At 46.4% G+C, this 20,868-nt stretch carries 24 protein-coding genes; 16 read left to right on the forward strand and 8 right to left on the reverse strand.

From position 1 onward, the window contains the following. The first annotated feature begins 101 nt into the window (after positions 1 to 101). The 6 genes from citC to citG are packed head-to-tail and all read left to right on the forward strand — an operon-like array spanning position 102 to position 5,372. The gene (gene citC / locus AACR75_RS02435; RefSeq protein WP_047688494.1) at positions 102 to 1,157 is read left to right on the forward strand and encodes a [citrate (pro-3S)-lyase] ligase; all 1,056 of its coding nucleotides are present in this window, start codon (positions 102 to 104) and stop codon (positions 1,155 to 1,157) included. 51 nt (positions 1,158 to 1,208) lie between these two features. After that, complete coding sequence (gene citD / locus AACR75_RS02440) at positions 1,209 to 1,505, forward strand: citrate lyase acyl carrier protein (RefSeq protein WP_000684014.1); 297 nt, start codon at positions 1,209 to 1,211, stop codon at positions 1,503 to 1,505. Then, positions 1,502 to 2,377 (forward strand): citrate (pro-3S)-lyase subunit beta, encoded by an 876-nt coding sequence (citE, locus tag AACR75_RS02445; RefSeq protein ID WP_026028193.1) that lies wholly within the window; start codon positions 1,502 to 1,504, stop codon positions 2,375 to 2,377. Before citD ends, citE begins: the two co-directional genes overlap by 4 nt. Before the next feature lie 10 nt (positions 2,378 to 2,387). Continuing rightward, positions 2,388 to 3,917 carry a citrate lyase subunit alpha gene (gene citF, locus AACR75_RS02450; protein WP_052190323.1) on the forward strand — a complete coding sequence of 510 codons (1,530 nt, stop codon included), beginning with the start codon at positions 2,388 to 2,390 and terminating at the stop codon, positions 3,915 to 3,917. Continuing rightward, complete coding sequence (gene citX, locus AACR75_RS02455) at positions 3,914 to 4,450, forward strand: citrate lyase holo-[acyl-carrier protein] synthase (RefSeq protein ID WP_017050625.1); 537 nt, start codon at positions 3,914 to 3,916, stop codon at positions 4,448 to 4,450. Before citF ends, citX begins: the two co-directional genes overlap by 4 nt. Then, positions 4,428 to 5,372: a triphosphoribosyl-dephospho-CoA synthase CitG gene (gene citG, locus AACR75_RS02460; RefSeq protein WP_017048259.1), complete on the forward strand. Its 945-nt coding sequence runs from the start codon at positions 4,428 to 4,430 to the stop codon at positions 5,370 to 5,372. The genes citX and citG overlap by 23 nt, the downstream gene beginning before the upstream one ends. A gap of 238 nt (positions 5,373 to 5,610) precedes the next feature. On the opposite strand, the gene AACR75_RS02465 is transcribed toward citG, so the two are convergent. Beyond that, entirely contained in the window at positions 5,611 to 6,477 is an 867-nt protein-coding gene (locus tag AACR75_RS02465; protein ID WP_013855720.1) for a YicC/YloC family endoribonuclease, read from the reverse strand. 178 nt (positions 6,478 to 6,655) lie between these two features. Here AACR75_RS02465 and rph point away from each other — a divergent pair, with 178 nt between their 5' ends. Beyond that, positions 6,656 to 7,372 carry a ribonuclease PH gene (gene rph, locus AACR75_RS02470; RefSeq protein ID WP_017042236.1) on the forward strand — a complete coding sequence of 239 codons (717 nt, stop codon included), beginning with the start codon at positions 6,656 to 6,658 and terminating at the stop codon, positions 7,370 to 7,372. A gap of 245 nt (positions 7,373 to 7,617) precedes the next feature. Beyond that, entirely contained in the window at positions 7,618 to 8,259 is a 642-nt protein-coding gene (gene pyrE, locus AACR75_RS02475) for an orotate phosphoribosyltransferase (RefSeq protein ID WP_013855722.1), read from the forward strand. A gap of 101 nt (positions 8,260 to 8,360) precedes the next feature. Here the strand turns inward: pyrE and lpxM are convergent, their stop codons facing one another. The 4 genes from lpxM to coaBC form a co-directional block, all read right to left on the reverse strand. Next, positions 8,361 to 9,338, reverse strand: coding sequence for a lauroyl-Kdo(2)-lipid IV(A) myristoyltransferase (gene lpxM, locus AACR75_RS02480; RefSeq protein WP_047688498.1), 978 nt, complete (start codon positions 9,336 to 9,338; stop codon positions 8,361 to 8,363). A 22-nt stretch (positions 9,339 to 9,360) separates the two neighbouring features. Next, positions 9,361 to 10,308 carry an LpxL/LpxP family Kdo(2)-lipid IV(A) lauroyl/palmitoleoyl acyltransferase gene (gene lpxL, locus AACR75_RS02485; protein ID WP_047688500.1) on the reverse strand — a complete coding sequence of 316 codons (948 nt, stop codon included), beginning with the start codon at positions 10,306 to 10,308 and terminating at the stop codon, positions 9,361 to 9,363. Between the two features lie 56 nt (positions 10,309 to 10,364). Beyond that, complete coding sequence (slmA, locus tag AACR75_RS02490) at positions 10,365 to 10,955, reverse strand: nucleoid occlusion factor SlmA (protein ID WP_013855724.1); 591 nt, start codon at positions 10,953 to 10,955, stop codon at positions 10,365 to 10,367. Positions 10,956 to 11,163: 208 nt separating this feature from the next. Continuing rightward, positions 11,164 to 12,378, reverse strand: coding sequence for a bifunctional phosphopantothenoylcysteine decarboxylase/phosphopantothenate--cysteine ligase CoaBC (coaBC, locus tag AACR75_RS02495; RefSeq protein WP_231564167.1), 1,215 nt, complete (start codon positions 12,376 to 12,378; stop codon positions 11,164 to 11,166). Positions 12,379 to 12,599: 221 nt separating this feature from the next. On the opposite strand from coaBC, the gene radC reads away from it, so the two are divergent. From radC to mutM, 5 genes are all read left to right on the forward strand, one after another. Then, positions 12,600 to 13,274, forward strand: a complete 675-nt coding sequence (gene radC / locus AACR75_RS02500; RefSeq protein ID WP_010318993.1) for a RadC family protein — start codon at positions 12,600 to 12,602, stop codon at positions 13,272 to 13,274. Between the two features lie 277 nt (positions 13,275 to 13,551). Continuing rightward, a complete protein-coding gene (gene rpmB / locus AACR75_RS02505) occupies positions 13,552 to 13,788 on the forward strand; it encodes a 50S ribosomal protein L28 (RefSeq protein ID WP_004397476.1) in 237 nt (78 codons plus the stop codon). Positions 13,789 to 13,801: 13 nt separating this feature from the next. Next, positions 13,802 to 13,969, forward strand: coding sequence for a 50S ribosomal protein L33 (gene rpmG / locus AACR75_RS02510; protein WP_010318992.1), 168 nt, complete (start codon positions 13,802 to 13,804; stop codon positions 13,967 to 13,969). A 135-nt stretch (positions 13,970 to 14,104) separates the two neighbouring features. Continuing rightward, on the forward strand, positions 14,105 to 14,572 hold the full coding sequence (locus tag AACR75_RS02515) for a hypothetical protein (RefSeq protein WP_013855728.1): 468 nt from the start codon (positions 14,105 to 14,107) through the stop codon (positions 14,570 to 14,572). 63 nt (positions 14,573 to 14,635) lie between these two features. Further along, positions 14,636 to 15,445, forward strand: coding sequence for a bifunctional DNA-formamidopyrimidine glycosylase/DNA-(apurinic or apyrimidinic site) lyase (gene mutM, locus AACR75_RS02520; RefSeq protein ID WP_047688505.1), 810 nt, complete (start codon positions 14,636 to 14,638; stop codon positions 15,443 to 15,445). Positions 15,446 to 15,460: 15 nt separating this feature from the next. Here mutM and coaD read toward each other — a convergent pair whose 3' ends face one another. After that, positions 15,461 to 15,952 carry a pantetheine-phosphate adenylyltransferase gene (gene coaD, locus AACR75_RS02525; RefSeq protein ID WP_026028196.1) on the reverse strand — a complete coding sequence of 164 codons (492 nt, stop codon included), beginning with the start codon at positions 15,950 to 15,952 and terminating at the stop codon, positions 15,461 to 15,463. A 123-nt stretch (positions 15,953 to 16,075) separates the two neighbouring features. On the opposite strand from coaD, the gene AACR75_RS02530 reads away from it, so the two are divergent. Continuing rightward, positions 16,076 to 17,110, forward strand: a complete 1,035-nt coding sequence (locus tag AACR75_RS02530; protein WP_017050182.1) for a glycosyltransferase family 9 protein — start codon at positions 16,076 to 16,078, stop codon at positions 17,108 to 17,110. On the opposite strand, the gene AACR75_RS02535 is transcribed toward AACR75_RS02530, so the two are convergent. Both AACR75_RS02535 and AACR75_RS02540 read right to left on the reverse strand, forming a co-directional pair. Continuing rightward, positions 17,079 to 17,864, reverse strand: coding sequence for a glycosyltransferase family 2 protein (locus tag AACR75_RS02535; protein ID WP_047688508.1), 786 nt, complete (start codon positions 17,862 to 17,864; stop codon positions 17,079 to 17,081). The two genes, AACR75_RS02530 and AACR75_RS02535, sit on opposite strands and share 32 nt — an antisense overlap. Then, complete coding sequence (locus AACR75_RS02540) at positions 17,861 to 18,931, reverse strand: glycosyltransferase family 9 protein (RefSeq protein ID WP_047688510.1); 1,071 nt, start codon at positions 18,929 to 18,931, stop codon at positions 17,861 to 17,863. Before AACR75_RS02540 ends, AACR75_RS02535 begins: the two co-directional genes overlap by 4 nt. Positions 18,932 to 18,998: 67 nt before the next feature. Here AACR75_RS02540 and AACR75_RS02545 point away from each other — a divergent pair, with 67 nt between their 5' ends. Together AACR75_RS02545 and AACR75_RS02550 are read left to right on the forward strand one after the other, a co-directional pair. Then, positions 18,999 to 19,856 carry a glycosyltransferase gene (locus AACR75_RS02545; RefSeq protein WP_052190324.1) on the forward strand — a complete coding sequence of 286 codons (858 nt, stop codon included), beginning with the start codon at positions 18,999 to 19,001 and terminating at the stop codon, positions 19,854 to 19,856. After that, positions 19,832 to 20,560: a 3-deoxy-D-manno-octulosonic acid kinase gene (locus AACR75_RS02550; RefSeq protein ID WP_047688512.1), complete on the forward strand. Its 729-nt coding sequence runs from the start codon at positions 19,832 to 19,834 to the stop codon at positions 20,558 to 20,560. The genes AACR75_RS02545 and AACR75_RS02550 overlap by 25 nt, the downstream gene beginning before the upstream one ends. Positions 20,561 to 20,868 lie beyond the last annotated feature (308 nt).

A 20,868-nucleotide genomic window follows, 5' to 3' on the forward strand; every position in this document is an offset into this window, starting at 1 on the left:
TAAAGAGCGTTAACCACGGGAAATAAAGTGATTACCCTCATTAAACCTTTGCGGCTTAATTTAGATAATAAAGTCAGAAAAAATAGGTGAGGAAGCCGACCATGGTAGATATTTACACCTTCTCGCGAGTTTCAAGCAAGAATAAAACCAAGCTCTTGCAGATCAAAGAGTTTCTCTGCCAGCATCAGCTCACGGTTGATGAGGATGTTGAGCATTTTGTGGTGGCTTACGGTACAAACCAAATCATCGCTTGCGGTGGAATTGCGGGGCATGTGTTGAAGTCCATCGCGGTTTCTCCTGCGCTGCAAGGGACCGGTTTTGCGCTCAAATTGATGACCGAATTAACCAACTTCGCTTATGAAATAGGGTGTTTTTCACTATTTCTATTCACTAAGCCGACCAATGTAGATTTATTCCGACAGTGCGGTTTTTTCTTAGTCGATAAAGTCGAACCGCATATTGCTTTATTAGAAAATAGCCCAAATCGTCTTGCGGTTTATTGCAAACAGTTGCAGTTATTAAAAATGTCTGGGCGTAAAATTGGCAGTATTGTGATGAATGCCAATCCATTTACCTTAGGTCATCAATATTTAATTGAACAAGCCTGTGAACAATGTGATTGGGTGCATTTATTTGTGGTAAAAGCAGAGAATAAAGATTTCTCTTACGCTGACCGTATGGCCATGATTAAGGCAGGCAGTAAAAACTTATTGAATTTAACTATTCATTCTGGCTCGGATTATATTATTTCGCGCGCGACCTTCCCTAGTTATTTTATTAAAGATCAGCAAGTGGTCAATCAATCCCATACTGCGCTGGATTTAAGTATTTTCCGCCATTCAATCGCGCCAGCCCTTGGCATTACGCACCGCTTTGTCGGCAGTGAGCCGATTTGTACGGTGACGCGTAACTACAACCAAGCCATGCGCCGCTGGTTAGAAGAAGCACACGATGTTAGTGCGTCGATCCAAGTAGTGGAAATTGAGCGTAGTCAGCAAGCCTCGCAGCCGATCTCCGCATCGCGCGTGCGCTATTTGCTCAAACAATTTGGCGTTGCCGCGATTGCCGATCTCGTGCCGAAAACGACTTATTCCTACCTTTGTCAGCATTATGCGGAACATTCGCTACAGGCCGCACCGCAACTGTTAGCGGTATGAGCGCAGTGCTGACACTGTTTTATCCAATAACTCATTAACAAGGTTGTACCCATGAAAATTGCCCATCCCGCCTTTGCGGGAACACTGGAGTCCAGTGATCTTCAGGTTCGGATTGAACCCAATAACGATGGCGGTATTGAACTGGTGTTAGACAGTACCGTCGAGCAGCAATTTGGTCATGCGATTCGTCAGGTCGTGCTGCACACCCTCGACGCGATGCAAGTGCACGATGCGTTGGTCACCATCGAAGACAAAGGCGCGCTGGATTGTGTGATCCGCGCGCGCGTACAGGCGGCGGTGATGCGCGCTTGTGATGTTCAGAACATTGAGTGGAGCCAACTATCATGACCAAACTTCGTCGCAGTATGTTATTTGTGCCGGGCGCGAATGCCGCCATGCTCAGCAATACCTTTATCTATCAACCGGATTCGATCATGTTCGATCTGGAAGACTCGGTCGCGCTGCGTGAAAAAGACACCGCGCGGATGTTGGTGTTCCATGCGCTGCAACACCCTATGTATCAAGAGATGGAAACCGTGGTGCGGGTGAATCCGCTCGATTCTGAATTCGGCATCAAAGACCTTAATGCCGTGGTGCGCGGTGGAGCCAAAGTGGTGCGTCTGCCGAAAACCGATAACGCCAACGATGTGATTGAGATGGAAAAAGTCATCGAGCAGATCGAGCGTGAATGCGGACGCGAAGTCGGCAGCACGCGTATGTTGGCCGCGATTGAAAGTGCGCAAGGCATTAACAACGCAGTCGAGATTGCCTTTAGCTCACGCCGCCTGATTGGGATTGCGCTTGGTGCGGAAGACTATGTGCGTGATCTGCGCACGCAGCGTTCAGCGGAAGGCATTGAGCTGCTGTTTGCACGCTGCTCCATTCTGCAAGCGGCGCGTGCTGCTGGGATCATGGCGTTTGATACCGTGTATTCCGATGCCAACAACGAAGAAGGTTTTTTGCGTGAAGCGGAGCATATCAAGCAGCTCGGTTTTGATGGCAAATCACTGATTAACCCACGTCAGATTGACCTGCTGCACAACGTGTTTACCCCAACGCAAAAAGAGGTCGATCACGCCATCGCGGTTATCGAAGCCGCCGAAGAAGCGGCAGCGAAAGGGCTGGGCGTAGTCTCTCTCAACGGCAAAATGGTCGATGGACCCATCATCGAACGCGCACGTTGGACACTGCAACGTGCTGAATCCGGCATAAAACACTAAAGGTCATCTCATGAGTATCAATACATTAAATAATCCTCTGTCTGTGCTGGAAGTGGAACGCTACGCGTTGACGCCTTACACCCAAGCGCACGCGATTACGCCGCATCTGCTGGATGAGTCAGCGAAAAAAAGTCGCAAAGTGAAAAGCTCGATCCGTGAAGCGATTGTCGATCTTGGTTTAAAAGATGGCATGACCATTTCTTTCCACCATGCGTTTCGTGGCGGCGATAAAACCGTCAACCTAGTGATGGAGGTGATTGCCGAATTGGGGATTAAAAACCTCACGCTCGCCTCAAGCTCGCTCACCTCTTGTCACTCGCCTTTGATTGAACACATCAAAAACGGCGTAGTGAGCAAGATTTACACCTCAGGGATCCGCGGAGTGCTGGCCGACAGCATTTCTAACGGCCTGCTTGATGAGCCCGTGCATATTCACTCGCACGGTGGTCGTGTGCATTTGATCCAAAGCGGTGAGATCTACATCGACATGGCGTTTATTGGCGTACCTTGTTGCGATGAGTTTGGCAACGCCAACGGTTTTAAAGGCAAATCCAATTGCGGCTCACTCGGCTATGCCAAAGTCGATGCCGAACACGCTGAAAAAGTGGTGATGCTGACTGAAGCCATCGTCGGTTTCCCGAATTTCCCTGCATCGATTACTCAAGACCGCGTCGATGCGGTTGTGCAGGTGGCGGAAGTGGGCGACCCAAGCAAAATCGGTGGGGATGCCACGCGCATGACCACCAACCCACGCGAGCTTCTGATTGCCAAACGCGCTGCAGAAGTCATCGAGCATTCAGGCTATTTCTATGATGGTTTTTCAATGCAGACCGGTTCGGGCGGTGCATCGCTCGCGGTTGCGCGCTTTTTGAAAGAGAAGATGTTGCGCCAAAACATTCGCGCTTCTTTCGCTCTCGGTGGTATCACTGCGACTATGGTGGAAATGCATGAACAGGGACTGATTGATTACTTGCTCGATGTGCAGTGTTTCGATTCGGTGGCGGCGGGCTCGTTAGCGCGCAATCCACATCATCTCGAAATCTCTGCTAACGAATACGCTAACCCAAGCTCGAAGGGGGCGGCGGTGGATAGGCTGGATGTGGTTATCTTGAGTGCGCTGGAAATTGATACCCAGTTTAACGTTAACGTGATCACCGGCTCTGATGGGGTAATTCGCGGCGCATCCGGCGGTCATTGTGACACGGCGGCGGCGGCAAACTTATCGATTATTGTGGCGCCTTTGGTGCGTGGCCGCATTCCGACCGTGGTCGAGAAAGTCACTAACGTCATCACCCCAGGATCCACCATCGATGTGTTGGTGACGGATCAAGGTATCGCGGTTAACCCGAATCGTCCTGAACTGAAAGCGCGTTTCATCGCGGCGCAACTGCCCGTTGTCGAGATTGAAGCGTTGCAACAGCGTGCCGAGTTGCTGACTGGCAAACCCCAGCCGTTGCAATTTGAAGACAAAACCGTTGCCTTTGTTCACTACCGTGACGGTTCGATCATTGATGTTATCAAGCAGGTAAAAAGCCTATGAGTCACCATCCTGATCTTTCAGTCAGTCTGGACCAGCTACTTCTGCGTAAAGAAGTGCGGGTTCGGCAACAAGGTGAGTGGCTAAAACGCCATTCACTGCCTCTGGTTTCTTTCACGGTTAACATGCCGGGCGCGGTTAAGCTCAACGCTGCCAGCCAAACCGTGATGGATGCAGGTATGCGTGCCATTCAAGAACTGTGTCAGCAAACGGGCTGGCGGCAAGTGGCTTGTCAGCTGTTGGTGGAAAAAACGGGGCCGGAAGCCTTTGTGGTGATTCAGGCTCCTTCAGCCAGCATGTTGAAAAAAGCCATGATGAAGATTGAACGCGAGCATCCGCTGGGGCGACTGATGGATCTGGATGTGATTGATGTCGATGGACATATTATTTCGCGCCAAGGTGCGCAGTTGCCAAGACGGCGCTGCTTGCTGTGTGAACGCGATGCGGTGATCTGTGCTCGCTCGCGGCAGCACGGTGTTGAGGCTTTGTTGGCTAAAATAGAGGAGATGGTTCATGACTATTCCTGCTGCGCTTGATCTTCTGCTTGAACTGCCTAGCCAAGCCTCTGGCACAAGTGGCGCGAAAACGTTCAGCTTGCCTCGCTTAGTGGGGCATCTGGCTTATCATGCCATGATGTTAGAGGTGCATCTCACCCCTAAACCGGGTTTGGTGGATACTGCTAATAATGGCGCGCACCGCGATATGGATCTCAACACTTTTATCGCCAGTGCCGAGGCGATTGCGCCTTATCTGCAATCTTTTGTCAGTGCAGGTTGGGAGAGCGCGGGAAATCCGGCCGCTCAGTTGCTGACCGCCTTGCGCCCGATTGGCATAGAAGCTGAGCAAGCCATGTTTGCTGCCACTCAAGGGGTGAACACCCATAAAGGGATGATTTTTATCTTGGGGCTTATTTGCGGCTCTGTGGGGTGGCTCAAAGCCAATCAACTCAAAATTGATGCGCAGCATATTGGCGAAACCATTCGCCAAGCTTGCCAGTTTTTGATTATTGATGAGCTAAAAGCGAAGCGTGAATCGGCTCCCAAAACGGCAGGCGAGCGAATTTATCGTCGGTACGGTTTAACCGGCGCACGCGGTGAAGCCGCTTCTGGCCTTGCGATGGTGATGCAACATGCGCTGCCAGCCTACCAAGCCTGTTTAACCAAAGGAGCCAGCACCGAGCAAGCCTTGTGGCATACCTTATTGGTGTTGATGGCCAACAATAACGACAGCAACCTCGCTGCTCGCGGTGGATTAGAAGGGCTGCATTTTGTGCAAGCGCAAGCGCAGCAACTGCTCGCCAAAGGCGGCTTTTTATATCAAGAAATTGAACAAGCTCTTACAGCGCTCGATAGCGCGATGATTGAAAAACACTTAAGCCCCGGCGGCAGTGCAGATCTATTAGCCGCTACTTGGTTAATTAATGAGTTAGCGCAATTGTTTCAAGTCCGTCACGAGTAATTTTGATTGTTAACTTTAAGATCGGAAATTCTTAAAAAGCAGCCATAACTGGACGCAATGTTGAATCGATATTTGAAATCAAGAGACTTTTGGGGTAAAGCACAATTCGTCATAGTATTCTCTCTCGTGCTGGAAAGTTACTCACCAGTTGGTTGAAAACAGAGGCAAAGACCTGTAATTTCCTGAAAAAAGCCCCTATTTACAGGGGCTTGGTAAGCTTAGAGAGACTCAAAAACCCTTATTCGATGTTTTGGATCTGCTCTCTCATTTGCTCAATCAGAACCTTAAGTTCGACGCCGGAGGCCGTGATGTCGGTGCTGATTGATTTCGAGGCTAACGTGTTCGATTCGCGGTTAAATTCTTGCATCATGAAATCGAGCTTACGGCCGCATGAGCCGCCTTTTTTGAGCACATTACGTGCTTCTTTGACATGCGAATCGAGGCGGTCTAACTCTTCGGCAACGTCTGATTTTTGTGCAAGTAAAATCAGCTCTTGCTCGACGCGCGTTGCATCAAGCTCAATCTTTGCTTCTTCAAACTTAGTCAATAGACGTTCACGTTGCCATTGCAGGATTTCTGGCATGCGTGCGCGCACTTTTACCACTTCTTCACTGATCGCCGTCAGGCGTTGTTCGATTAACGCCTTCATGTTGTCACCTTCACGGCCACGTGCGTCAATGAATTCAATGATTGCGTCATCAAAGCCTGCTAATAAGGCTTTATTAATGCTGTCCATGTCTTGTTCTGGCGTTTCCATTACGCCGGGCCACTGCATGATTTGAAACGGATTAATGCGGCTTAACTCGCCCGTCATGTGCATTACTTGGTTGGCGGCTTTAATCACTTGATTGGCGAGTGCTTCATTGATATTCAGCTCACTTTTAGCCGCAGGGTTTGCTTCATAACGTAAGTGACATTCTACTTTGCCGCGCGCTAAACGTTGGCGAAAGCGTTCACGCAGTACAGGCTCAAGACCACGAAATTGTTCCGGCAGGCGGAAGTAGGTTTCAAGATAACGTTGGTTTACCGAGCGAATTTCCCATACCGCAGTACCCCAATCACCTTTAACTTCTTTACGCGCGTACGCGGTCATGCTGTAAATCATTGATTTGTCCTTTGCTCACGAAGATGAAATATCAAACGAGAGGTATGTTAGCACTAGCTTCACGCGTGTACTAGGTTCACGCCAATGCAAAGGGTGACCAACCTAGCGTCAAGGCGGCTAATCCGCTATAATCTCGCCCCAATCGATTCCGTCTCACCCGATAAAAGGTAGATGCACTATGCGTCCAAATGACCGCGCGGCCGATCAAATTCGCCCAATTAAAATCACTCGCAACTACACTGCTTATGCTGAAGGGTCAGTATTGGTGGAATTTGGTAATACCAAAGTATTGTGTAATGCCACTGTCGAAGAGGGTGTTCCTCGCTGGTTGAAAGGTCAGGGCAAAGGTTGGGTTACTGCCGAATACGGCATGCTGCCACGTGCAACCCATTCACGGACTCGTCGTGAAGCGACCAACGGTAAACAAGGTGGCCGCACCATGGAGATTCAACGTCTCATCGCTCGCAGCTTACGTGCTGTGGTGGATTTAGAGGCAATGCCAGAGGTGATGATCACGGTTGACTGTGACGTTATTCAAGCGGATGGCGGTACTCGCACTGCATCAATTACGGGCGCAAGTGTGGCACTGGCGGATGCGTTTGCTCATCTGGTTGCTAGCGGTAAATTGAAGAAGAATCCAATGAAGGGCCATGTTGCTGCTGTCTCAGTAGGCATCTTGGGTGAAAACATTTTATGTGATTTGGAATACGTGGAAGATTCTGCCGCCGACACTGATATGAATGTGGTGATGACTGAAAACGGTAAGATGATTGAAATTCAAGGCACCGCAGAGGGTGAACCGTTTAGCCATGAAGAGCTGATGGATTTACTGGCCGTTGCCAAGAAAGGCATCGCTGATATTGTTGAAGCGCAGAAAGCATCGTTATTAGATTGATCAAGTAGCTCCCAGTTGGGGGCTATTTTTTTGCCCGTTTTATTCATTGTATTGTTGTACGTGATGACCCCACCCTAACCCTCCCCTATAAGGGGAGGGAATAAAGGAAGTGTTCCCAATATTGCCCTTGAGGGGAGGGAATGCATCGTCTTAGTACCTCCCCTTTTAGGGGGAGGCTAGGAGGGGGTTGTTCTTGTTGGGAAAGAGAAATAAACCAAAGTGTATGAGTTAAGAGAGAGAAAATCATGAAAGCATACCAGCGTGAATTTATTGAATTTGCACTAGAAAAAGAAGTCTTGAAGTTTGGCGAGTTTACTTTGAAGTCTGGCCGAAAAAGCCCTTATTTCTTTAACGCTGGCTTGTTTAATACTGGCCGTGATTTAGCGCGCTTAGGGCGTTTTTATGCCGCTGCTTTGGTCGATTCTGGGATTGAGTTTGATGTGCTATTTGGACCGGCGTACAAAGGGATCCCAATTGCGACGACAACTGCAGTAGCGTTGGCTGATCATCATGATGTTGATACGCCGTATTGCTTTAACCGTAAAGAAGCGAAAGACCACGGTGAGGGCGGTAACTTGGTCGGTAGCGCATTAGAAGGGCGCATTATGCTGGTGGATGATGTCATTACAGCTGGTACTGCCATTCGTGAGTCGATGGAAATCATTCAAGCTAACGGTGCGGATCTTGCTGGTGTCTTGGTGGCAATTGACCGCCAAGAAAAAGGCAAAGGAGAGCTTTCTGCAATTCAAGAAGTCGAGCGTGATTTTGGTTGCGCGATCATCTCAATTGTTAGCCTGACCGATCTGGTTACTTACCTTGAAGAGAAAGGGGCAGATGCTAAGCACCTTGAGGCGGTAAAAGCGTATCGTGCGCAGTACGGAATTTAAGCATCAACTTATTTGCGAATCGTAGAGCCACTTATTGAAAAGTAAAAGCCCCGAGTTTGACGCTCGGGGCTTGTTTGTTATTAGTTTAGTTATTCTAGCGATTAACTTTGATCACCATGGTGCGAGTTATCGTAAATTTCCGAGCCATCACGCTGCGTTTTCAACAGTGATAAATTCCACATGTACTGTTCTGGACGTGGGGTGACTAAATCTTCAATCGCCTTATTCATCGCCCGTGCATCTTGTTCTTCATCGCCGGTTGGAAAGTTCTCTAAGGCAGGCAGGATATGCACTTCGTACTGGTGAGTCGTGTTGTTATATACCGACATCAATGGTACGACATGCGCCTTACATAACTTTGCCATTTTCCCAAAGCCTTTCAGTGTGGCTTTTTCTGTACCAAAAAAAGGGACAAAAACTGAATTTGGCGCACCATGATCTTCGTCTGGAACCCAATATCCCACATAACCATTTTGCACTGAACGTAGGAACGGTTTGATACCCGCCTCACGAGTAAAAATGCGTCCGCCATATTGCATTCGTTGTACATGCATTAACCAATCGCCGATTGGATTGCGCTGCGGTTTCATGATGTTGGCCACTTTATAGCCTCGCGCAGCCAGCATAACAGCAGCATAGTCGATGGCCCAAGAGTGAGGCACTAGCAAGATAACCCGCTCACCTTGGTCGAGCAGTGGCAGTAAATGATGCTCACCAATCAGCTTACCACGCTGTAAGTTATGTTGGGTTGATCGAACCAGAAGCTCAGAATAGCCAAGCATGTATTGCGCCGCCGTTGCAAAGGTTTCTTCCAAAATAGCTTGGCGCTCTTGTGCTGATTTTTCGGGGAAACATTTTGCTAAGTTGACGCGAGCTCGCCGCACCACTCGGCCATTTTTACGCACCGCAAAGGTGGATAATTTGCGCGCTAGCCTATCTCGCCATGCGGGTGGCATAAAGGCGAACAGAGCGGCAAAGAAGATCCCAATCCAAGTTCCCCAATGTTTTGGGTGTAAAAAAGACCATTGGAATGTGGGGTTGTGCAAGTGTTTGTCTGTGCTGTTTTCGTTGTTGCTCATTGAAAGCAAAACCTTTTTCTAGTTATAAATAGCGAGAGTTAGTTAACGTTTCATCTGGCAAAGATTTAAAACGCTTATGCAGCCACATCCACTGTTCTGGTGCGCGTAGAATCACTTCTTCAACGTATTTATTCATGTAAGCGGCGGCGGCGGTCATGTCATCTTTTGGATAGTCGCCATCAATGGTTTTATCGGCGATGATTTCATATTTTCCGTTGGCGTTTCGAAACCCTGAACCAGGGACAATCGCGCATTGGCTAGTATAAGCCAGAATACTGGTGCCTGTGGTGGTACACGCTTCTTTGACCGCAAAGAAGGGAACAAACACCGATTTGTTATGGCCGTAATCTTGATCGGGTAGATAAAATAGGCGTTCGCCCTGTTTGAGTACGCGGATCATCTGTTTAATGTCGGTGCGGTAGATTAGTTTATTGCCATTGCGTGTGCGACCACGGTATTGGATAAATTCATACGCAGGGTTGCTGTGTGGGCGGTAAACGCCATAGCCTTCAAGGCCTATTACACCAAAAGCGCGTGCTGTAATTTCTAAATTTAACGCATGTACGCAACACAGCAGTGCGCCACGTTTTTCTTGTTTGAGTTGCAAAAGGGCACTGACATCTTTCACATCAAGTAGGCGAGAAAAACGCCAAGTCGGCCAAAACCAAGTAATTCCGGTTTCTATCAGCGCCATGCCAGTGTTTTTAAAGTTTTCGTTAACAATTTGCTCAATCTCACCTGCACTTTTCTCTGGAAAAGATAGCTGTAGATTACGCGTGGCAATGTGTACTCGCTTGTTAGCAAAGCGCATTCCAAACGCGCCCATGCTGCGTCCTATTTTTAGTAACGCAGAATAAGGAAGCAGGTTGACCATTAAAGCGAGTAGCCCAAAGCTAAGCCACACGCCCCAATATTTAGGGTGCAGTAGCGAGAGGGAAAACTCAGGTTTACCGTATTTTTCTTTGCTCATTACTCTTGATTCTTTCACTGATGATGATTCTTTGTCACGACGGTGGTGGTTTGTTTTTACTGAATCTGAGCGCTTAATAATGCCCAATACTCTTCAAAATTTGCCGTCGGTTGGTATTTAAAGTCAGATCGCACAAAGCGATTTAGGCTTCCTTCCACTTGGCCAAGCAGTTGAGCGGCTAAAATGCTTTCGTCGACGGGGAAGGATTTACCTTCACGCAGTTTACGTTCGCGAAGGATCTGACGTAGTGACGTTTCTATGCGTTCGAACAGTTGGTTGATCCGTTCACGCAGTCGCTCATTTTCAAACATTAGAGCATGGCCGGATAAAATTCGTGTCAAGCCCGGGTTACGTTCCGAAAAAGCCAAGATAAGCTGTAGCACTAAGCGGATGCGGTTGAGTGTATCTTTCTCTTCATCCAAAATGCGATTAATCCGCGACATTAAAGACTCTTCAATAAACTCAATCAAGCCTTCAAACATCCGTGCTTTACTCGGAAAATGACGGTACAAAGCCGCTTCAGAAACGCCCACTTGCTTAGCAAGCTTTGCTGTGGTGATGCGTGATGCACCATCGTTAGATTCCAGCATTTCAGCGAGTGCTTGTAGAATCTCTTCACGACGATTGATTTTCTTATTGACGGCCATGACCCGATTTCCTTTTAGTTACCACATGCTTGTGAGCAAATATTTATACCCTTCAGATGGTTTGGGTATTGTCCATTAAGCGCAGTAGTTTAACGGACAGTTTTCGGACTGCGTAGCGTAAAAATGAAAATGATTGAACTGGGTGGTGATTTTACCACCCAATAAACGCTATGAACCCTAAAAGAAGCTTAGAACGTCTGTTTGTAGCCTACAGTTGACTCGCGATCAGTTGCATCAGCGCGTGAGCTAATGCAGATTTTGAACTCAAAGGTAATGCTTGCTCTCCGCCTTGCCAATAAACGGTCAGCGCATTGTCGTTACTATTAAAGCCTTGGCCCGCAACAGAAACATCATTGGCGCAGATCATATCCAGTTTTTTGTTGAGCAGTTTAGCGCGGGCATATTTTTCAACTTGCTGCGTTTCAGCCGCAAAGCCTACCGTGAACGGGCGGTTTTCTTTCAATGCAGCTACGCTGGCGACGATGTCGGGATTTTTGACCATGGTGATGAGCATGTGATCGCTCGCATCGGTTTTTTTGATCTTTTGATCGGCGACGATCTCAGGGCGATAGTCGGCTACGGCGGCGCAACTGATGAACACATCATGTGATTGCGCTTGCGCCATCACTTGCTGATGCATATCGCAGGCACTTTCCACATCAATACGTTGTACTTGTGGCGGTGTGAGCAAATTGACCGGGCCACTGATCAGAGTCACTTTCGCGCCCAATTGAGCGGCGGCCTGCGCAATCGCATACCCCATTTTGCCTGAACTGTGGTTACTGATATAGCGAACTGGATCGAGTGCTTCACGGGTTGGGCCTGCGCTAATCAACAGTGACTTACCGGCGAGCAGTGTGTTGTTTGCCACCTCTGTTTGGAAAAAAAACTCGCAGCGCTCAACCAATTGCATTGGCTCAAGCATGCGGCCCGGGCCAACATCGCCACACGCCTGTTCACCAGCTGCTGGGCCCCAAATCATCATGCCTCGGCGTTTAAGCGTGGCAATATTCTCTTGTGTGGCGATATTGCGATACATCTGCTGATTCATTGCCGGCGAGACTGCCACTGGCGCATTGGTGGCTAAAATCAAAGTGGTGAGTAAATCATTACCCATCCCTGCGGCGACGCGCGCGATGAGATCCGCAGTCGCGGGAGCCAGTAGGACTAAGTCTGCCCATTTGGCAAGTTCAATATGGCCCATAGACGCTTCGGCGGCTGGGTCTAATAAGCTATCTGAAACTGGCCTGCCAGAGACGGCTTGTATGGTCAGTGGCGTTATAAACTCTTTTGCCGCGTGGGTCATCACCACTTGTACTTGAGCGCCTCGTTCAATCAAGCGACGCGTTAGCTCAGCACATTTATACGCAGCAATACCGCCGCTAATGCCGAGCAGAATCTTCTTTCCTGCCAGTGTTTGCATTGTCTTTTCCTCAAAAATTCTGCGCATTATGTTAGCACAACTCTCGCATCGAGTGACCTTATGATCCGCTCAATCCTTTTATATTGGACGAGTGTTTCTGCGTCTTTCATCACTTATCAATTACAAAAAACCATGAATTAAGCCTAAATAAAGAGAAGCAAAGTTGCACGCTTGGCTATTTCTCTATGTTGTCTGAGTACCTTTAGCCCTAGGAGTGCTTAATGAGCCTCAAATCACTGCCCACAGAATCAATGCCACGCGAAAAATTGCTTGCTCGCGGTCCTCAGGCATTATCTGATGCTGAACTGCTGGCGATTTTTCTTCGTACTGGTACTCAAGGAATGAATGTGCTTGCTCTCTCGGATCTGCTGCTGCGCGAGTTTGGATCACTTCGAGCGCTTTTTTCGGCCAACCAGCAAGAGTTTTGCCGCCATAAAGGGTTGGGCGAAGCCAAATACGTTCAATTGCAGGCGGTGCTTGAAATGACGCAGCGCTATTTGGCCGAAACGCTCAAACGAGGTGGCGCTTTGACTAGCCCAGAGCAAACCAAGCTTTATTTATCGAGTGTGCTACGCGATCGCCATCGAGAAGCCTTCTATATTCTGTTTTTGGATAATCAACACCGAGTGATCAGCGATGAAGTATTGTTTGAGGGGACGATTGACGCGGCCAGCGTTTACCCTCGTGAGGTGGTTAAAAGAGCACTCCACCATAATGCGGCGGCATTAATATTGGCCCATAATCATCCGTCAGGCGTTGCTGAGCCTAGCCAAGCCGATCGCAGAATCACACGTCGATTAACCGATGCACTAGCGTTAGTGGACATCCGTATTTTGGACCATTTTGTGGTGGGCGATGGCGAGGTAATTTCTTTTGCAGAAAGAGGGTGGATTTGAATCACATTTTAGGTTGTGACTTAAGATTATTCTGGTATGATTCGCGCACTAAATTATCAACCTAAATCAGCTCTGCTTAAAAAAAGATCGCCAAATCCGTAAAAAGGATCTGTTCGGGTCTTGAGCAATGCATGTCAAGTTAGTATAATACGCGACCTTTGATAGCCTTGTATGGATTTTCCATAACGGTTTTTAACCTCAAACTTCTTAATACATCGAGAACGAGGTTCGGCCACCAAGGTTGATATCGAGCTGAAACGATTTGGAGAAGACATTCATGTCCCGAGTATGCCAAGTAACTGGTAAGCGTCCAATAACGGGTAACAACCGTTCACACGCACGAAATGCTACTAAGCGTCGTTTTCTGCCGAACCTACAAACTCATCGTTTCTGGGTAGAGAGCGAAAAACGTTTTGTTAAACTACGTCTAACTGCTAAAGGCATGCGTATCATCGATAAGAAAGGCATTGATGCTGTTCTTGTTGATATCCGTGCACGTGGCGAAAACGTTTAAGAGGAATTGAGCAATGGCTAAAGGCATTCGTGAGAAAATTCGACTAATATCTTCTGCAGGTACTGGTCACTTCTACACAACTGACAAGAACAAACGTAACATGCCAGGCAAATTTGAGATCAAGAAATTTGATCCAGTAGTTCGCCAGCACGTTCTTTACAAAGAAGGCAAAATCAAGTAATTGATTTTACGCTTTGTAAGCATTGAAAGACCCAGCTTTTGCTGGGTTTTTTATTGTCTGGAATTTGTACCCTGCAATGTCAGCTCTCACTATAATGTGCTAAGTTACTCAAAGATAAACTCTTAGGGATCACTTATGCGTATCAATCGCCGCCGTTGGAATAATATTCTTATCTTGGCTGTTATTGCTTTTATTGCCATTTTGAATTTACCCACAGTCATCAAAACTTATCTTATTGAACCGCCTGCTAGCCCTTATCCTTATGTGATTAATCCAAATGCACAGCTGCAAGCACTGCATTTTACTGACTGGTCACTTGAACTGAATCAAAACCGTTGGCGATCAAGCAAAGCAATTTCAGTTGCTCCTGAAATATTGGCACAACGCTGGCAGAGTTTAGTTGGTACAGAAGTTGATGATGCCACTTACGAGTCGCTTGCGTCTCTACTACGTAACCCACAAACCGTGGAGGTGTGGTATCAGGATCGCGAAGAGCCGCAAAGGATCACCTACTACCAAACCCCCCAGTTTTGGTTATTGAAAAATTGGCAAGAGAAATGGGTGGCACTTTCGGTAGAAGAAGCTTTTCTTTTTCCGAACTGAGTCATTATTTCTCTTTGAGCGTTGAACAAACCAATAACGACGAATGAAGAATCGAGATGTATCATGCCTGAGTTACCCGAAGTTGAAGTAAGTAAAATGGGGATTAGCCCGCATCTAGTTGGACAAACGATCCAACAACTGACATTTCGCACGCCCAAATTACGTTGGGCCATCCCTCAAGAGCTGAAACAGTTAGAAGGGCAAGTGATCCGCAATATATCCCGCCGGGCCAAATATTTATTGATAGAGACCGATATTGGCAGTGCGATTGTTCACTTGGGGATGTCAGGTTCATTGCGAGTATTGGAGTGTGATTTTCCGGCAGGTAAGCATGATCACGTTGATCTGCGATTAACCAATGGCAAGATACTGCGCTACCACGATCCACGTCGATTTGGCGCTTGGCTATGGTGCGAACAAGGAGCAAGCCACTCGGTGTTGAGTAATATCGGTCCTGAGCCATTAACCGATGATTTTGATGCAGATTATATTGTGCAAAAAGCGAACAATAAACGTATCGCTGTTAAGCAATTTATTATGGAAAATAAAGTGGTGGTTGGCGTAGGCAATATCTACGCGAGTGAATCACTGTTTAATGCGCGAATTCTCCCCACTCGGCCCGCTCATTCGCTGACACTGACTGAGTGGAATTGCCTCGTGCGAGAAATTAAATCAGTCTTAGCAACGGCGATTCAACAAGGTGGCACAACCTTAAAAGATTTTGCACAAGCGGATGGCAAACCGGGCTATTTTGCTCAAGAGCTTAATGTGTATGGCAAAGCGCAGCAGCCTTGCCCAGCGTGTGGGCAAGCGATTGAAGCGCTGAAAATTGGTCAGCGTAACACCTTTTTCTGCTCTGCTTGCCAAAAATAAGGTACGTCCTAAAGGCTATATTTTCTTGCCATGCAAGGCGTTAGCGACAATGTCAGGCACAAATTGATCAACTTCTCCACCATGAATCGCCACTTCTCGCACAATGGTGGAGGAGATAAACGCATGCTCCTCTGATGGCGTAAGAAACACACTTTCCAGCCCAGGCATCAAACGACGGTACATGTTGGTCAAACCAAATTCATACTCGAAGTCAACCGTAGTACGCAAACCGCGGATCAGCACATTGGCTTTTTCATCACGCGCAAAATCGACCATTAACCCAGCAAATCCTTTGGCAGTGACATTCTCTAAATGTTGAGTGACTGCGCTGGCAAAGGCGACCCGTTCTTGCAGAGTAAACATGGTGTTTTTGCTTGGGCTGGCGGCGACAGCGATGATCACTTCATCAAACATATTGGCGGCGCGTTCGATCAGATCCAAATGACCATTGGTGATGGGGTCAAAAGTGCCGGGATAAATCACACGCGAAATTCTTTTTTGGCTCACATTGGAAGGCTCATATTGGTTAACTGGCACTGATATTAACAAAAAGACTCAAAATTACCTATTGAACTCGGTATGATGTAGCCCGCACTAAACTGTGACACTTAGCGAGTGAGAGAAGAGACGATGAACAAGTTGTTGGTGATCCGTAACGATAAAATTGGTGATTTCATGCTGGCTTGGCCAAGTTTTGCGATGCTAAAAGCCTCGTTGCCAGATTGCCATATTACCGCGTTAGTCCCCAGCTATACCGTCGCGCTGGCCGAGCTTTGCCCGTGGATTGATGCGGTGATGGTCGACCCAACGGAAAACGCGTCCTCTGCGAAGAAAAAGCAATGTATTAAAGCGATTAAACAGCAACACTTTGATGCTTCGATCAACCTCTTCTCGACCACTTACAATGCACTATTAGTTTGGAAATCTCGTATTCCTTATCGTTTAGCGCCGGCGACTAAATTCGCTCAAATTTTTTACAACAAACGAATTAAGCAAAAACGCTCTCAATCAGCCAAACCAGAATATGAGTATAACTTAGATTTGGTACGCGCTTTTTTGCATGATATTGGCAAAGAGGTTGTCGAGCCGAGCGCACCTTATTTGCAATTTGATCAAGCGAAGCTTGTTGAACAAAAAAGCAAACTGGCTGCGCAACTGCATCTCGATACCAGTAAACCGTGGGTATTCGTGCATGCCGGAAGCGGCGGTTCAGCGAATAATTTGTCGCTAGAGCAATACACGCAGTTAGTGATGGGGATCGACGGCGAGCAAGAAATTATCCTTACTGCCGGGCCGGGAGAAGAGGCGAAAGCGGCGCAGTTAAAAGCTTTGATTGAAGAAAAGGGCGGGCGAGCGGCATTGTATGATAAAAACGAAGGGCTTGTTGATTTCTCACGCTCGATTGCTTGCGCTGATATTTTTATCGCAGGTTCAACCGGGCCTTTGCATATTGCCGCTGCGATTGATGTGCCCACAGTTGGCTTTTTCCCCGCGAAACGTTCAGCCACGCCACTGCGTTGGCGACCATTGAATTCACAAGGTCGCCACATTGCCTTTTGTCCACCACAAGCAAAAGACAAAGAAACTCAGGCCGATATGAGCCGCATTGATATTAATGCGGTGTTAGCCGAACTTAACCCTTGGGTGGCTCAGTACTGGTTCTAACCCATAAATCGGCGTATTTAACAAAGGTGGAATGCGCCGATAATAAAGAAAGCAAGAAGCCTTGCTTACCATCTAAAAAGCCTGCTTTTAAAACGTACATTTTCAAAAAGCAGCCAAACGCATGCAAAATACCTTGGCTAATACTGCTTTTCTTACCACGTTTTTCTCGTTGCTCTGCCCATGCCCTGGCATAACCTGCGGATTTAACTAAATAATGATGAATATCGTTATAGGTGTAGTGAATCGCATCACCTGCAAGATTCTCGACTTTCATGCCATCTGCGACTTCGACTTTTTCATGTACCAAAGCCTCGTTATATTGCGTTAATTGAGTTGGGTAGAGGCGCAACACGCGATCAGGATACCAACCACAGTGGCGAATATAGCGGCCAAAAACCCAACTTAAACGGGCAAATTGATACAGTGTATTGGGTTTATTAGCCGCGACCGCTTGCTGAATGCTATCTTTTAACTCTTTGGTCACGCGTTCATCGGCATCTAGCCACAACACATAATCAGACTCGACATACGACTGCGCTAAGCGGCGCTGTGGGCCAAACCCAAGCCACTGCGAATTGACAAAAAACTTGTCAGTATAACGGCGTGCAATCTCTTCGGTATTATCACTGCTACCTGAATCTAAGACGACGATTTCATCTACCCATTGGTGAACGGTTTCCAAGCAAGCTTGCAGATGTTGCGCTTCATTTTTAACGATCAGCGCAACGGCTAAAGTAGGTTTGCTCACATTCATTCCTCGGATATTGGGTTTAGCTGAAAATCAGCCGTTATCTTATCAAACATTTGGATAACATGGCTTGCTTGAATGCGCTGCATCGCTTGTTCATCTTTGACGCGAGTACGCCAACTGACTTGCTCTTTCGTTTTTCCTGTTTCGGCAAACAGTGCTTCTTCATAAGCCGACACCACATAATCACGATACTGATAAGGCCCTGTGCGCTGCGGATTATGGTGAGCGTATAAACCGATAACGGGAGTATTCATTGCATTGGCCATGTGCGCTGGGCCTGTATCTGGCGCTATCACTAAATCGGCTAAGTCGAGCAGTGCCAACATTTCTTTAAGCTGGCTTTTACCAACGACATTGAGTATTGGCTGAGTAAGTTTACTCGCTATTTCGGCTGCTAGAGCAACTTCAATTTGCGCAGGGCTACCGGCTAAAATGATATGCCAACCAAGTTGTTGAGCATGCGTTATCACTTCTACATAACCTTCAGCGGTCCAATTTTTATAAGCCTTACTTGCGGCAGGAACCACGACTAAATTACGTTTTGAATGTGCAAGTTGCCGATTGGCCCATTGATGATCGGAATCTGAATAAGTGAGTGACCACTTAGGTTCTAGCTCTTTTACTCCAAGGCACTCTGCGAACGCGAGTAAACCATCTAATACATGAGGCTCTTGAGGCGATATCACTTTGACATTGGTAAATAGGTGCTGGAAATCTTGGCTGCGGGCGGCATCAAAACCGAGTTTATATTTAGCCTTAATACCTAGTGTGGCAATACTGGCACGAAAGGCATACTGCATATGCAAAAGCGCATCGAAGGATTGCCCTTTAAGTTCTGCCCACAGTTTTTGATATGCTTTCCATCCCTGTTTTTTGTCGAATACAATCACGTTTACATTCGGCAAATCAGTGAGCAATTGCGCTTCCAGTTTTCCAGTGATCCATGTGATATGAGTTTCAGGCCATTGGTGTTGAATTGCTTGCACGGCCGCCACTGCATTGCACACATCGCCAATCGCCGACAGACGAAGGATACAGAGAGTGTGTGGGGCTGATTGAAAAATAGCCATGATGTTCCTAACAAAATGGACGTTACTATTCGTCGATTATGCAGATAGTTGGTAGACTTGTAAAACAATGACTATTGAGAGTGGTAACAAACGAAAAATGAAGTATGAAGTCATCATGTCAGCCTATAACGATGCGAATGTAATCGAAATTACATTAAACGGTTTTATGTATCAGTCAGATAAGAGGTTTTCAATTTGTATCGCTGATGATGGTTCAGGACCAGAAGTGCTTGTTATTGTAAATAAATACCGAAATAAAGGTATGAATATTCGGCATGTATGGCATGAAGATCAAGGCTTTAGAAAAACGATCATTCTTAATAAAGCGATAGCAAGTAGCAAAGCAGATCGATTGATATTTGTGGATAGTGATAGTATACCACATAAACATTTTATTGCTGATCATAAAACACATTATCAAGCTAGGCTGATCACTACAGGGCCGCGTGTTTATTTAAGACAAGTGATAACTAATAAATTAAAACAGGATAAATGGATTATTCGAGATCTTGAGAATAATTTTCGGTTGCTTTGGTTATCATTATTTAAGCAAACTAAAAAAGCGGAAATGGCATTCTATTTCCCTGAAGGGTTGCTCCCACTTTTAAATAAATTCAAATCAGTATGGCCTTATGGCGCTAATATGGCGGTTGATAGACAAGATTTGCTTGATATCAATGGATTCGATGAGGATTTTTTAGGGTGGGGAGGGGAGGATATCGATTTAATTAGACGCCTTCAGCTCAATGGTGTGAACTATTTTGGTTGTGTTGGACGAGCGATTATCTACCATTTAGAGCATCCAATACGAATTCCTGATGATGGAGATGTTACAATGGCCGAACGTAAACGTGTTAAGTTAAACTCTTCAGTCTCTTACATTAATAATGGATTAGATAAATGGTTAGCCAATCATCAAAACTGAAGGCTATTCAGTATGACAGTATAGCTATATGGTTAGACAATACACTTATTCAAGAAGATTGTGATGAGTGTTTTTCGATTGAGTATTGGCAGTCAAAAGACTGCATCATAGGGAGTGCAATAGGCCGAGGAACTACTTGGTTTGTACAGTTACAGCATACTCAAGGTGCTTTGCGTCATTATCACCGTGGTGGTTTGTTTGGGAAGTTTGTAGCGGATTACTACTGGTTCACGGGTTGGGAAAAAACGCGCAGTTATCAAGAATTTGTGCTGCTCAATTACTTACGCGAAGCAGGTGTGAATGTGCCACGTCCGATTGCCGCTCGCGTACAAAAAAATGGATTCTTTTATAAAGCTGATTTATTGAGTGAAAAAGTATGTAACGCGCGTGATTTACTTACCATCTTACAAGAACAAATCATAAGTGTTCAACTCTACAGAAAAATCGGCCGTGAAATTCGAAAAATGCATGATGCTCGAGTCAATCATACCGATCTCAATATCCATAACATTCTGGTTGATGAACAAGAGACGGTATGGATTATTGATTTCGATAAGTGTTATGTAGAAGTAAGTCGAAATTGGCAATCATCGAACTTAGAAAGATTAAAACGCTCATTTATTAAAGAAGTTGTTAAAAGATCGATTAAATGGTGTGAGTTAGATTGGCAATCGTTAAAGCAAGGCTACCAAGCTGGCGATTAGGCCTTGTAAAGAGACTGTAAAGGATTATGTGTAACTGCTAGAGTTGCATATAATCAGCAAGTCTGTCTTCGAACATAATCGAAAAGCGTTTTAGTGCTTTCTTCTAGTGATGTATTGATTATCCATACCCATAATTGATCCACATCTGTAGTTTTGTTCACCTCGTTAAGTGAGTACAATCACTAACGAGGTGAACAATGACGATGAAGAAAACAGAATTAACTCTCCCCTGAATTCAAAGCAAAAGCCCTGAAGCTATCAAGCAGTTAAAGGGTGTTAGTATTAGTATGAATTTCAATTAATGGACT

The sequence above is a fragment of the Vibrio sp. ZOR0018 genome, assembly GCF_963865925.1.
Classification (GTDB): Bacteria; Pseudomonadota; Gammaproteobacteria; order Enterobacterales; family Vibrionaceae; genus Vibrio; species Vibrio anguillarum.